This is a genomic window from Pseudomonas sp. P1_A1, from assembly GCF_056406935.1.
Genome location: NZ_JBFTZE010000008.1, coordinates 110994 through 124036 on the forward strand (window position 1 = coordinate 110994; position 13043 = coordinate 124036).

A 13043-nucleotide genomic window follows, 5' to 3' on the forward strand; every position below is an offset into this window, starting at 1 on the left:
TTTTGCGTCACCGCACACCTGCTAGTCTTGCTCAATCCTGGAAGGAGCGTCTCCATGTTCGAATCCGCCGAAATCGGTCATGTCATTGACAAAGAAACCTATGAAGCCGAGGTGCCGGCCCTGCGTGAGGCCTTGCTCGAAGCGCAGTTCGAACTTCGGCAGCAACACCGTTTTCCAGTGATCATTTTGATTAACGGCATCGAAGGGGCCGGCAAGGGCGAGACGGTCAAGTTGCTCAACGAATGGATGGACCCGCGCTCGATCGAGGTTCGCACGTTCGACCAGCAGACCGACGAAGAGCTGGCGCGACCGCCTGCCTGGCGCTACTGGCGGATGTTCCCGGCCAAGGGGCGCATGGGGATTTTCTTCGGTAACTGGTACAGCCAGATGCTGCAAGGACGGGTTCATGGCGTGTTCAAGGATCCGCGACTCGATCAAGCCATCAACGGCGCCGAACGGCTGGAGAAGATGTTGTGCGACGAAGGCGCGCTGATCTTCAAGTTCTGGTTTCACCTCTCCAAGAAACAAATGAAAGCGCGGCTCAAGGCGCTGAACGACGATCCGCTGCACAGCTGGCGCATCAGCCCGCTGGACTGGCAGCAATCCGAGACCTACGACAAGTTTGTGAAGTACGGCGAACGGGTGCTGCGCCGTACCAGCCGCGACTATGCGCCGTGGCACGTGATTGCTGGCCTGGATGCGCGTTATCGCAGCCTGGCGGTCGGCAGGATTCTGCTCGAAGGCCTCCAGAGCGCGCTCAAGAGGCCCAGGATTCACCCGCACAAAGTCAGTGCCGCGCCCTTGTCTCCCAGCGTCGATCAGGTGAATCTGCTCGACAGCCTGGACCTGACCCTGAACCTGGACAAGGACGATTACGAAGAGCAACTGATTACCGAGCAGGCACGGCTTTCCGGGTTGATGCGCGACAAACGCATGCGTCGTCACGCGTTGATCGCGGTGTTCGAGGGCAACGACGCGGCAGGCAAGGGCGGGGCGATCCGTCGGGTGGCCGCGGCACTCGACCCACGTCAGTACAACATCGTGCCAATCGCCGCGCCTACCGAAGAAGAACGGGCGCAGCCGTATCTCTGGCGGTTCTGGCGGCATATTCCGGCGCGGGGAAAATTCACTGTGTTCGATCGTTCCTGGTATGGCCGGGTGCTGGTGGAGCGCATCGAGGGTTTTTGCAGCGAGGCGGACTGGTTGCGTGCCTACAGCGAGATCAACGACTTCGAAGAGCAGCTCGCCGATGCCGGGGTGATCGTGGTCAAGTTCTGGCTGACCATCGACAAACAGACTCAGATGGAGCGCTTCCAGGAGCGCGAAGAGATCCCCTTCAAGCGTTTCAAGATCACTGAAGACGACTGGCGTAACCGCGACAAGTGGGACGATTACCGCGCTGCGGTCGGCGATATGGTCGACCGCACCAGCACCGAGGTATCGCCCTGGACCCTGGTGGAAGCCAACGACAAGCGCTGGGCGCGGGTCAAGGTATTGCGCACCCTCAATGAGGCGCTGGAAGCAGCATTCGAAAAGTCCGACAAACGGGAGAAGAAACTGCAAAAGCGCAAGCGCTGAGCCAATGGTTACGCATACGCGGGGTGAATGATTGTCGCGGTCAGTCATGAGTGGGGCTTATGCTCGATCCAACTCCCGACTGACAACAACAATGAGGTGTATGCCATGCGTGAAGTGGTGATCGTCGACAGCGTGCGGACCGGCCTGGCCAAATCCTTCCGCGGCAAGTTCAACATGACCCGTCCTGACGACATGGCGGCCCACTGTGTCAACGCGCTGCTCACGCGCAATGATGTCGACCCGGCCAGCGTCGAGGATTGCATCGTCGGCGCCGGTTCCAACGAAGGCGCCCAGGGTTACAACATCGGTCGCAATGTTGCGGTGCTGTCGCACCTGGGCATCGGCACGGGTGGGATGACCCTTAACCGCTTCTGTTCGTCGGGCTTGCAGGCCATCGCTATTGCCGCCAATCAGATCGCTTCGGGTTGCAGCGACATCATCGTCGCCGGCGGTGTCGAGTCGATCAGCCTGACCATGAAAAGCGTCAACACCGACCACCTGATCAACCCGCTGCTGAAAGAGCAGGTGCCAGGTATCTATTTCCCCATGGGCCAGACGGCCGAGATCGTCGCGCGTCGTTACGGCGTTAGCCGTGAAGAGCAGGATCTGTACGCCCTGCAAAGCCAGCAACGTACCGCTCTGGCGCAGGCCGCCGGGTTGTTCAACGATGAAATCGTGCCGATGGCGGTGAAGTATCGCGTTGAAGACAAGGCCACCGGCCAGGTGCAGATCCTCGACGGCATTATCGATCACGACGACTGCAACCGCCCCGACACCACCCTGCAAAGCCTGGCCGGGTTGAAACCGGTGTTTGCCGAAGACGGCTCGGTGACCGCCGGCAACTCGTCGCAGCTGTCTGACGGTGCTTCGATGACGCTGGTGATGAGCCTGGAAAAAGCCCTGGCGCTGGGGCTCAAGCCCAAAGCCTTCTTTCGCGGTTTCGCCGTGGCCGGATGCCAGCCGGACGAGATGGGCATCGGCCCGGTGTTCTCGGTGCCAAAGTTGCTCAAGGCCAAGGGGTTGCAGATTGCCGACATTGATTTGTGGGAGCTCAACGAAGCGTTCGCCTCGCAATGCCTGTACAGCCGCGACCGGCTGGAGATCGACAACGACAAATACAACGTCAATGGCGGCTCGATTTCCATCGGCCACCCGTTCGGCATGACCGGTTCGCGTCAGGTCGGGCACATCGTGCGCGAGTTGCAGCGGCGTAACCTTCGTTACGGCATCGTCACCATGTGCGTGGGGGGGGGGATGGGGGCTACGGGGTTGTTCGAGGCGGTGCGGTAAGTGCCCGGATTTGTAGCAACTGTTGCACTGCTATCGCGGGCACGCCCGCTCCCACAGTAATTTGCGGCGATCACAAATACGGCGAACGCCACAAACCCTGTGGAAGCGGGCTTGCCCGCGATGCAGGCGACGCGATTTACGAGTTCATCCGCAAAACCTGCATCCGCTCGATATAAGCCTGAATCTCCTTCTCGGCCGTCGCCGCATTATCGAACGGCCCCTCCAGGGTCTGTTCCCGGGTGGTGAAATACAACTCCCCATTGACGCGACACAACCGGTCACAGCGAAAGTGCGTGGCGGGTGCGGTGTCCTGGGCGCGCATGCCGTACATGGGCGATCTCCTGCAGAGGGCGGTTTCAATGAGCTTATGCATGAACCCTTTGCAACGCCTGGCGAGCTGATCGACGGCATCCCGTCAACGTCATGGTGCGACCTGCACAGTTTCATTCGCGGCCCGAGGGCAACTGTCCCTGTGTCGCGCTCCGGTCTGAGCCTAGAATGAGCATTCTTGCCAATGGGCTTCGGGGGCAGCATGCATATTTCATCGGGTCGCTGGGTGTACGGTTTATTCCTGGCCTTGCTGACCGCGTTGTTGTGGGGAATTCTGCCGATCAAACTCAAGCAAGTGCTGCTGGTGATGGACCCGATAACGGTGACCTGGTTTCGCCTGATGGTGTCCGGCGGGTGCCTGTTCATATATCTGGCGGCGACCAGACGCTTGCCGAGTCGCAAAGTCCTCGGCCCGCGCGGTGGCTGGTTGGTGTTGATGGCGGTACTCGGCCTGGTCGGCAACTACGTGCTGTACCTGATGGGCCTGAACCTGCTCAGTCCCGGCACCGCGCAACTGGTGGTGCAGATGGGCCCGATCATGTTGCTGATCGCCAGCCTGTTCGTGTTCAAGGAGCGTTTCAGCGTGGGGCAGGGGATTGGCCTGCTGGTGCTGCTGATCGGCTTTGCACTGTTCTTCAATCAGCGCTTGAGTGAGCTGCTCACCTCGCTGACCGATTACACCGCGGGTGTGCTGATGGTGCTGTTGGCGTCCACGGTCTGGACCTTTTATGCCTTGGGCCAGAAGCAGTTGCTCACGGTGTGGAATTCGTTGCAGGTGATGATGGTGATTTACCTGTTCTGCGCGCTGTTGCTGACGCCGTGGGTGCATCCGCAGGAAGCACTGCAACTGAGCCCGCTGCAAGGCTGGCTGCTGCTGGCGTGCTGCTTGAACACCCTGATCGCTTATGGCGCGTTTGCTGAAGCGCTGGCGCATTGGGAGGCTTCGCGGGTGAGCGCGACGCTGGCGATCACGCCGCTGGTGACTTTTGCCGCGGTGGCCGTGGCGGCCTGGTTATGGCCTGATTTTGTGCATGCCGAAACGATCAACGGTCTGGGTTATGGCGGGGCTGTGCTGGTGGTGCTCGGGTCGGCGCTGGTGGCGTTGGGGCCATCGTTGATCGCCGGGCTCAGGGCACGACGGGTGCGGATGGCCTGAAAATCAAAAGATCGCAGCCTGCGGCAGCTCCTACGGGATCGATGTTCATTCGCGATATTTCGGTGAACATCAATCCCTGTAGGAGCTTGTCGCAGGCTGCGATCTTTTTGCTTCACTTCATTTCAACCCTTGGCCCCCGCCTCCAGCATATTCTCCGGCCTCACCCACGCATCGAACTCTTCATTGGTCAGATACCCCAACTGCAACGCCGCCTCACGCAAGGTCAGCCCCTCGCCATAAGCCTTCTTGGCAATCTCGGCTGATTTGTCGTAGCCGATGTGCGGGTTCAGCGCTGTCACCAACATCAAGCCTCGTTCCAGATGCTCGGCCATTTTCTCGGCATCCGGTTCCAGGCCGGCGATGCAATGCTGCTGGAAGTTGCTGCAGCCGTCGCCCAGCAAGCGGATCGATTGCAGCAGGTTGTGGATGATCACTGGTTTGAACACGTTCAATTGCAGGTGCCCCTGACTGGCGGCAAAACCGATGGCGACGTCGTTGCCCAACACCTGACAGGCCAGCATCGACAACGCTTCGCACTGGGTCGGGTTGACCTTGCCAGGCATGATCGAGCTGCCCGGCTCGTTGGCCGGCAGTTTCACTTCAGCGAACCCGGCTCGCGGTCCGGAGCCCAGCACGCGCAGGTCGTTGGCGATTTTCATCAGGGTCACGGCGAGGGTTTTCAGGGCGCCGGACAGCGTGGTCAGTGGCTCATGACCGGCCAGTGCGGCGAATTTGTTCGGCGCGGTGACGAACGGCAGGCCGGAGAGGGCGGCCAGTTCGGCAGCGATCGCTTCGCCAAAACCATGGGGTGAGTTCAACCCGGTGCCGACCGCGGTGCCGCCCTGGGCCAGTTCACAGACCGCCGGCAACGCGCTGCGGATCGCCCGCTCGGCGTAATCCAGTTGTGCGATGAACGCCGAGAGTTCCTGACCGAAGGTAATCGGCGTGGCGTCCATCATGTGGGTACGACCGGTCTTGACCAGTTTCATGTGCCGCGCGGACAGCTCCGCCAAGCCGCCGGACAACTCAGCGATCGCCGGCAGCAAATGCTGTTGCACCGCCTGAACCGTCGCGATGTGCATGGCCGTGGGAAAGGAATCGTTGGAACTCTGGGAGCGGTTGACGTGATCGTTGGGGTGCACCGGGCTCTTGCCACCGCGCGGGTTGCCGGCCAGTTCGTTGGCGCGACCGGCGATCACTTCGTTGACGTTCATGTTGCTCTGGGTGCCGCTGCCGGTCTGCCAGACCACCAGCGGGAACTGGTCGTCATGTTGGCCGTCGAGCACTTCGTCGGCCGCTTGTTCGATCAGGCGGGCGATGTCGGCGGGCAGGTCGCCATTACGATCGTTGACGCGTGCCGCGGCTTTCTTGATCAGGGCCAGGGCATGCAACACAGCCAGCGGCATGCGTTCGTTGCCAATGGCGAAATTAATCAGCGAGCGTTGCGTCTGAGCGCCCCAGTAAGCGTCATCCGGGACTTCCACCTGGCCCAGGCTGTCGGTTTCGATACGGCTCATCATGCACACTCCTGTAGGTCTGATAGCGCAGTTTAGGCCGTGATCGCCTCTTGTGGTTCCATCAGTCTGGAATTTGACCGTTCAACCCCTCTAAATCAGGCGCGACAAGGCTTGGGGTTGAGCGACACACTTTTTTAGGTGCAGAATGGTCGCCCTTGAGGATTTACCTCGCCTGCTAGAAAAGGAAACTCGATGACTCGTCTTCGTGCCATCTGTACCGCGGTTGCACTGGTTTGCGCCAGCGGCCAGGTTTTTGCCGATACCGCCAGCCACAACGCCAGTGCCGAAGCTTTCCTGACCCTGGCGCACGCTGACAAACTGGGCACTCCGGTGTACATGCAAGTGCAGCAAATGTTCGCTCAGCGCTTTGAACAGACCAAAGCCCCTGAATCGAAAAAAGCCCTGCTGGAAACCTACCAGGCCAAGGCCAACGCAGCGCTGGACGCAGCCATTGGCTGGAACAAGCTGAAGCCAGACATGGTCAAGCTCTACACCACCAACTTCAGCGAATCCGAGCTCAAGGATCTGGTGGCGTTCTACCAGTCGCCACTGGGCAAGAAAGTCCTGGAAAAAATGCCGCAGCTGACTCAGCAATCGGCCCAGATGACTCAAGCCAAGCTGGAAAGCGCGGTGCCTGTGGTCAACAAACTGCTGGCTGACATGACGGCCGAGCTGACGCCGAAAGATGCGGCCGCTCCAGCCAAGAAAAAGCCTTAAGCGGAGTTTGGGATGACCATGCAACAACGCATCGAATCGACGCTGGGGCTGCTACAGCCCGAGCACCTGCAAGTGCTGGATGAAAGCCACATGCACAGCCGTGGGTTGCAGACCCACTTCAAGGCGGTGGTGGTCAGCCGGCAGTTCGAAGGGCTCAATCGCGTCAAGCGTCACCAGAAGGTGTACGGCACTTTGGGCGAACTGATGGGCGAGTTCCATGCGTTGGCGCTGCATACCTACACGCCGGAGGAATGGGCGCAGATCGACGCGGCTCCGGCCTCGCCGACCTGTGCTGGCGGCAGCAAGCATTAACCCTTGGTTTTTTGCTAGAATCCGCAACGCGCCGCTCACCCGGCGCGTTTTTTTTCGCATCCGGTTCACCCCTTACGAGGGTAGCCACCTGGAGAGTTACCCATGACACAACAGATTGTCGTGGCGGCACTGTATAAGTTCGTCACCCTGGAAAATTACGTTGATCTGCGCGAGCCACTGCTGCAAGCGATGATCGACAACGGCATCAAAGGCACGTTGCTGATCGCCGAAGAAGGCATCAACGGCACCGTGTCCGGCAGCCGCGAAGGCATTGACGGGCTGATGGCCTGGCTCAAGAACGACCCACGCATGGACGACATCGACCACAAAGAGTCGTACTGCGATGAGCAGCCGTTCTACCGCACCAAAGTCAAACTCAAGAAAGAAATCGTCACCCTGGGCGTTGAAGGCGTGGACCCGAACAAAAAGGTCGGCACCTATGTGGATCCGCAGAACTGGAACGCGCTCATCAGCGATCCGCAAGTGCTGTTGATCGACACCCGCAACGACTACGAAGTCTCGATCGGTACCTTCGAAGGCGCCATCGATCCGAAGACCACCAGTTTTCGCGAGTTCCCCGACTACATCAAAGCCAACTTCGACCCGGCCGTGCACAAGAAAGTCGCGATGTTCTGCACCGGCGGCATTCGCTGCGAGAAGGCGTCGAGCTACATGCTCAGCCAGGGTTTCGACGAGGTCTATCACCTCAAGGGCGGCATCCTGAAGTACCTCGAAGAGGTGCCGCAGGAAGAAACCAAATGGCAGGGCGACTGCTTCGTGTTCGATAACCGCGTGACCGTTCGTCACGATCTCAGCGAAGGCGACTACGATCAATGTCATGCCTGTCGTACGCCCGTCAGCGTGGAAGACCGCGCATCCGAGCACTACGTGGCCGGCATCAGTTGCCCGCATTGCTGGGATAAGCTGAGCGAGAAAACCCGTCGCAGTGCCATCGACCGGCAGAAGCAGATCGAACTGGCCAAGGCGCGCAACATGCCGCACCCGATCGGTTACAACTACAAGCAATCCGCTTCCGAGGCTTGAACCATGTCTGCACGCCTGCTCTATGTGATGGATCCGATGTGTTCCTGGTGCTGGGGCTTCGCTCCGGTGGCCAAAGCGCTGGTTGAGCAGGCGCAGGCAGCGGGTGTGGAGTTGCACCTGGTGGTGGGTGGTTTGCGCACCGGCAGTGGCGCGGCGCTGGAGCCGACCACCCGGCGCTACATCCTTGAGCACTGGCAGGCGGTCAGCGAAGCCACCGGCCAGCCGTTCAAATTTGAAGGCGCGTTGCCCGACGGGTTTGTCTACGACACCGAGCCTGCCTGTCGGGCACTGGTGACCGCGCGCAGCCTGGCGCCGGATTGCGCCTGGACATTGCTCGGGCTGATCCAGCATGCGTTCTACGCCGAAGGTCGCGACGTCACCCACGCCAGCGTGCTGGTGGAGCTGGCGGAGCAGGCCGGTTTGCCGCGCATCGAGTTTGCCGCCGCGTTCGATCGTGCCGATCAGCACGCAGCGACCGCCGCCGATTTCACCTGGGTCCAGGACCTGGGCATTGCCGGTTTCCCGACCTTGCTGGCAGAGCGCGATGGTCAATTGGCGCTGCTGACCAACGGTTATCAGTCCCTGAGCGAGTTGTCACCGTTGCTCGGCCGCTGGCTGGAGCGCGCTGCCTGTGCATGATCTGCCCGATGATGCAGCGGCTCCCAAACGTGTCGATCGGCTGAGCTGGGCGGAAATCCGCCGCCTGGCCCTACACCATAAAAAATCCCTGTGGATCGCCAACGGCGTTGCGGTATTGGCAACGCTGTGCAGCGTGCCGATCCCGTTGCTGTTGCCATTGCTGGTGGATGAAGTACTGCTGGGCCACGGTGACGTTGCGCTGAAAGTCATGAACCACGCGCTGCCCGACGTCTGGCAGAAAGCCGCGGGTTATATCGGTCTGATGCTGCTGGTGACCCTGGCGCTGCGTTGCGCCGCATTGTTGTTCAACGTGGTGCAGGCGAAATTGTTTGCGGCGCTGGCCAAGGACATCGTGTATCGGATTCGGGTGCGGTTGATCGACCGGCTCAAGCGCATCTCGCTGGGCGAATACGAAAGCCTGGGCAGCGGCACGGTGACCACGCACCTGGTCACCGACCTGGACACGCTGGACAAATTCGTCGGCGAAACCCTCAGTCGTTTCCTCGTGGCGATGCTGACACTGGTGGGCACCGCATCGATCCTGATGTGGATGCACTGGAAACTCGCACTGTTGATTCTGCTGTTCAACCCGCTGGTGATCTACGCCACGGTGCAGTTGGGCAAGCGGGTCAAACATCTGAAGAAGCTCGAGAACGACAGCACCTCACGCTTCACCCAGGCCTTGACCGAAACCCTGGACGCCATCCAGGAAGTGCGTGCCGGTAATCGTCAGGGGTTTTTCCTCGGACGGTTGGGGCAGCGAGCGCGGGAAGTGCGCGATTACGCGGTGAGCTCGCAGTGGAAAACCGATGCATCGAACCGGGCCAGCGGTTTGCTGTTCCAGTTCGGCATCGATATTTTCCGCGCCGCGGCCATGCTCACCGTGCTGTTTTCMGACCTGTCCATCGGCCAGATGCTGGCGGTGTTCAGCTACCTGTGGTTCATGATCGGTCCGGTGGAACAGCTGCTCAATCTGCAGTACGCCTTTTACGCCGCCGGCGGTGCGCTGTCGCGGATCAACGAGTTGCTGGCCCGTGCCGACGAGCCGCAATACACCGGCAGTGTCGATCCGTTCCAAGGGCGCGACACGGTGGGTATCGAAGTGCAGGGGCTGAGTTTCGGCTACGGCGACGAGTTGGTGCTGAACCAAATGAACCTGTCGATTGCCCCCGGTGAAAAAGTCGCGATTGTCGGCGCCAGTGGCGGCGGCAAAAGTACTCTGGTGCAGTTGCTGCTGGGTCTGTACACGCCGCAGGCCGGGACCATCCGTTTCGGTGGTTCGACTCAGCAAGATATCGGCCTGGAAACTGTGCGCGAAAATGTCGCCGTGGTCCTGCAACATCCCGCCCTGTTCAACGACACCGTGCGCGCCAACCTGACCATGGGCCGCGAACGCAGTGACGAGGCCTGCTGGCAGGCACTGGAAATTGCTCAGCTGCACCACACGGTGCGTGCATTGCCCAACGGTCTGGACAGTATCGTCGGGCGATCCGGTGTGCGTTTATCCGGCGGGCAGCGTCAACGCCTGGCGATTGCCCGAATGGTGTTGGCCGAGCCCAAAGTGGTGATCCTCGACGAAGCCACGTCCGCACTGGACGCGGCCACCGAATACAACCTGCACCAGGCGCTGGCGCGGTTCTTGAGCCACCGCACCACGTTGATCATTGCGCACCGATTGTCGGCCGTGAAGCAGGCCGATCGGGTGCTGGTGTTCGATGGCGGGCAGGTTGCCGAGGATGGCGATCATCAGCAATTGATTGCCGAGGGTGGTTTGTACGCCAAGCTTTATGGGCATTTGCAGCAAATTCAACGACCTTGAACCTTGTACGGCTTTCTGTGCTTAGTATTTGAACTGTCCCGGAGGACCTGGTCTGGCCATGCAATTGGGTCGTAGCGGTGTGCCCGACCATTCGAAGTGTCGAAAATTAGCCTAGTCTGTGCTGTCAGGTGCGGGATTTATTCGGGTGTTCATCCGGCAGTGCTTATGCAAGGGACCTCATGAAGCAAAAACGGACTCTCGGAACACCGCGGCTGTTGGGCATCGTCTGGCCATTTATCGCCGTTGTGTTGTTTCAGGCACTGTTGGGCGGCGTCAGTCTTTACGTTCTTTCAGCGGTTCGTGGCTACGTCGGCGGTGAGAGCCTGTGGTCCAAGGGCCAGAAAGACGCCATCTATTACCTCAATCTCTACGCCGACAGTCGCGACGAGACGATTTTTCTCAAATACCAGAACGCGATTGCCGTGCCTCAGGGCGGCCATGAGTTGCGTATGGCGCTGGATCATCAGCCACCGAATATAGAGGCCGCGCGCCTGGGAATTCTCAAGGGTGGCAATCACCCGGACGACGTCCCCAGCCTGATTTGGCTGTACCTCAATTTCCGGCATTTCAGTTACCTGGAAAAAGCCATCGAGCTCTGGACGATCGGTGACGCGTACCTGGTGCGGCTCGATGACGTCGCGCGGGAAATGCATCAGGGTATCGTCGAGAACCAGGCTACCGATGCCGACATCAAGCGCTGGAAGATGCAGATTTTGGCCATCAACGATGGCGTGACGCCCCCTGCCAAAGCGTTCAGCGATGCCTTGGGCGAGGGCTCGCGCATGATTCTCCGGCTGCTGCTGGCGACGAACCTCGCCACCGCGCTGGGCCTGATCGTGCTGGCCTTGCTGCGTACCCACAAACTGCTCGAGCAGCGCCATGCCTTCGCCGATGCCTTGCAGTTGGAGAAAGACCGGGCGCAGATCACCCTGCAATCGATTGGCGATGGGGTGATCACCACCGACGTCGAGGGCGCGATTGCCTATATGAACCCGGCGGCCGAGGCCTTGACTCACTGGAAGGCCGAACAGGCGACGGGGTTGCCATTGGCGGCGCTGTTCAATCTGCTGGACGAGAACGCTCAGGCCGACGGTTTTACCTTGATTGAGCACATTTTGAGCGGCCAGCTCGGCGGCGGCAGCGAACATTCCAAACTGATCCAGCGACTGGACGGCAGCACGGTTTCGGTCACCCTGGTCGGTGCGCCGATCCGCAACGCGGGCAAGGTCAGTGGCACCGTGCTGGTGCTGCATGACATGACCCAGGAGCGGCAGTACATCGCCAATCTGTCCTGGCAGGCGACCCATGACGCCTTGACCGGGCTGGCCAACCGCCGCGAATTCGAATATCGCCTGGAACAGGCCCTGCATGGCCTGATGCGACAAGCGGGGCGTCACGCCTTGATGTTCCTCGATCTGGATCAATTCAAACTGGTCAACGACACCTGCGGTCATGCTGCCGGCGATGAATTGTTGCGGCATATTTGTGCGTTGCTGCAATCAGGTTTGCGCGAAGGCGACACCCTGGCCCGATTGGGTGGTGACGAGTTCGGCATTCTGTTGGAAAACTGTGCGCCGGAAGCGGCTGAGAAAATTGCCGAAGTCCTGCGCCAGACTGTGCAGAACCTGCATTTTGTCTGGAAAGGCCGGCCGTTCGTGACCACGGTGAGCATTGGTCTGGTGCACGTCACTCAGAGTCCGGCCACCCTCGAGGCCTCGCTGCGAGCTGCTGATATGGCCTGTTACATGGCCAAGGAAAAGGGCCGCAACCGGGTTCAGGTCTATCACGCCGACGATTCGGAACTGTCCCTGCGCTTTGGCGAGATGGCCTGGGTGCAGCGCCTGCACATGGCGTTGGAGGAGGACCGCTTTTGCCTGTACTCCCAGGAAATCGCGCCTCTGGGCCTTGGCGAGCGGGACGGCGGACATATCGAAATCCTGCTGCGCCTGCATGACGAAGCCGGGCGCATGATTCTGCCGGACAGTTTCATTCCGGCCGCCGAGCGTTATGGTTTGATGACGTCGCTTGACCGCTGGGTGGTGGAGAACGTTTTCAAGGTCATTGCCCAGGCCATCGCCCAAGAGGGCGAAGAGCCGCTGGCCATGTGTGCGATAAATCTGTCAGGTATTACTATCGGAGATGAGGCGTTTCTGGACTTCCTTCGTGAACAGTTTGTTGCATATTCAATTCCACCTGAAATGATTTGTTTTGAAATTACAGAAACCAGCGCGATTTCCAATTTGCCTAGCGCAATTAGATTTATTAATGAACTCAAAGGCTTAGGTTGCCACTTCTCATTAGATGACTTCTGCGCCGGTATGTCCTCGTTCGCTTACTTGAAACATTTACCTGTAGACTTCCTGAAGATCGACGGGAGTTTCGTAAAGGATATGCTGGACGACCCGATTAACCGCGCCATGGTCGAAGTGATCAATCACATCGGGCATGTCATGGGTAAGCGTACGATTGCCGAGTTCGTTGAAACACCTCAGATCGAGCAGGCATTGCTGGAGATCGGGGTGGATTACGCTCAAGGGTATCTGATTGAACGCCCGCATCTGTTTACCTGCGACAGTTTACAAAGTCGTCCTGCCAGGCCCCGGCCTTTGTTATTCAAGGCGCCCGGCACGTTCCGTTGAAA

11 protein-coding genes are annotated in these 13043 nt (G+C 59.7%); 9 read left to right on the forward strand and 2 right to left on the reverse strand.

The genetic code is table 11. The features are described from left to right. The first annotated feature begins 54 nt into the window (after window positions 1–54). Window positions 55–1578: a polyphosphate:AMP phosphotransferase gene (gene pap / locus AC1D2Q_RS14115; protein WP_477813557.1), complete on the forward strand. Its 1524-nt coding sequence runs from the start codon at window positions 55–57 to the stop codon at window positions 1576–1578. Between the two features lie 105 nt (window positions 1579–1683). Next, window positions 1684–2868 carry a thiolase family protein gene (locus AC1D2Q_RS14120; RefSeq protein ID WP_477813681.1) on the forward strand — a complete coding sequence of 395 codons (1185 nt, stop codon included), beginning with the start codon at window positions 1684–1686 and terminating at the stop codon, window positions 2866–2868. Between the two features lie 136 nt (window positions 2869–3004). On the opposite strand, the gene AC1D2Q_RS14125 is transcribed toward AC1D2Q_RS14120, so the two are convergent. Continuing rightward, window positions 3005–3199, reverse strand: coding sequence for a DUF6316 family protein (locus AC1D2Q_RS14125; RefSeq protein ID WP_477813558.1), 195 nt, complete (start codon window positions 3197–3199; stop codon window positions 3005–3007). 201 nt (window positions 3200–3400) lie between these two features. On the opposite strand from AC1D2Q_RS14125, the gene AC1D2Q_RS14130 reads away from it, so the two are divergent. Further along, window positions 3401–4354, forward strand: coding sequence for a DMT family transporter (locus AC1D2Q_RS14130; protein ID WP_477813559.1), 954 nt, complete (start codon window positions 3401–3403; stop codon window positions 4352–4354). A 122-nt stretch (window positions 4355–4476) separates the two neighbouring features. On the opposite strand, the gene AC1D2Q_RS14135 is transcribed toward AC1D2Q_RS14130, so the two are convergent. Then, complete coding sequence (locus tag AC1D2Q_RS14135; protein ID WP_477813560.1) at window positions 4477–5871, reverse strand: class II fumarate hydratase; 1395 nt, start codon at window positions 5869–5871, stop codon at window positions 4477–4479. 192 nt (window positions 5872–6063) lie between these two features. On the opposite strand from AC1D2Q_RS14135, the gene AC1D2Q_RS14140 reads away from it, so the two are divergent. The 6 genes from AC1D2Q_RS14140 to AC1D2Q_RS14165 all read left to right on the forward strand — a co-directional run bounded on the left by AC1D2Q_RS14140 (window position 6064) and on the right by AC1D2Q_RS14165 (window position 13041). Beyond that, complete coding sequence (locus AC1D2Q_RS14140) at window positions 6064–6588, forward strand: DUF2059 domain-containing protein (RefSeq protein ID WP_223483719.1); 525 nt, start codon at window positions 6064–6066, stop codon at window positions 6586–6588. A 12-nt stretch (window positions 6589–6600) separates the two neighbouring features. Then, window positions 6601–6900 (forward strand): BolA family protein, encoded by a 300-nt coding sequence (locus AC1D2Q_RS14145; RefSeq protein ID WP_007939900.1) that lies wholly within the window; start codon window positions 6601–6603, stop codon window positions 6898–6900. 102 nt (window positions 6901–7002) lie between these two features. Continuing rightward, window positions 7003–7944, forward strand: a complete 942-nt coding sequence (gene trhO, locus AC1D2Q_RS14150) for an oxygen-dependent tRNA uridine(34) hydroxylase TrhO (protein ID WP_477813561.1) — start codon at window positions 7003–7005, stop codon at window positions 7942–7944. A 36-nt stretch (window positions 7945–7980) separates the two neighbouring features. Continuing rightward, window positions 7981–8583, forward strand: a complete 603-nt coding sequence (locus AC1D2Q_RS14155; RefSeq protein WP_477813682.1) for a DsbA family protein — start codon at window positions 7981–7983, stop codon at window positions 8581–8583. Continuing rightward, on the forward strand, window positions 8576–10402 hold the full coding sequence (locus AC1D2Q_RS14160) for an ABC transporter ATP-binding protein (protein ID WP_477813562.1): 1827 nt from the start codon (window positions 8576–8578) through the stop codon (window positions 10400–10402). Before AC1D2Q_RS14155 ends, AC1D2Q_RS14160 begins: the two co-directional genes overlap by 8 nt. 179 nt (window positions 10403–10581) lie before the next feature. Next, window positions 10582–13041, forward strand: coding sequence for an EAL domain-containing protein (locus AC1D2Q_RS14165; protein ID WP_477813563.1), 2460 nt, complete (start codon window positions 10582–10584; stop codon window positions 13039–13041). Window positions 13042–13043: the final 2 nt, after the last annotated feature.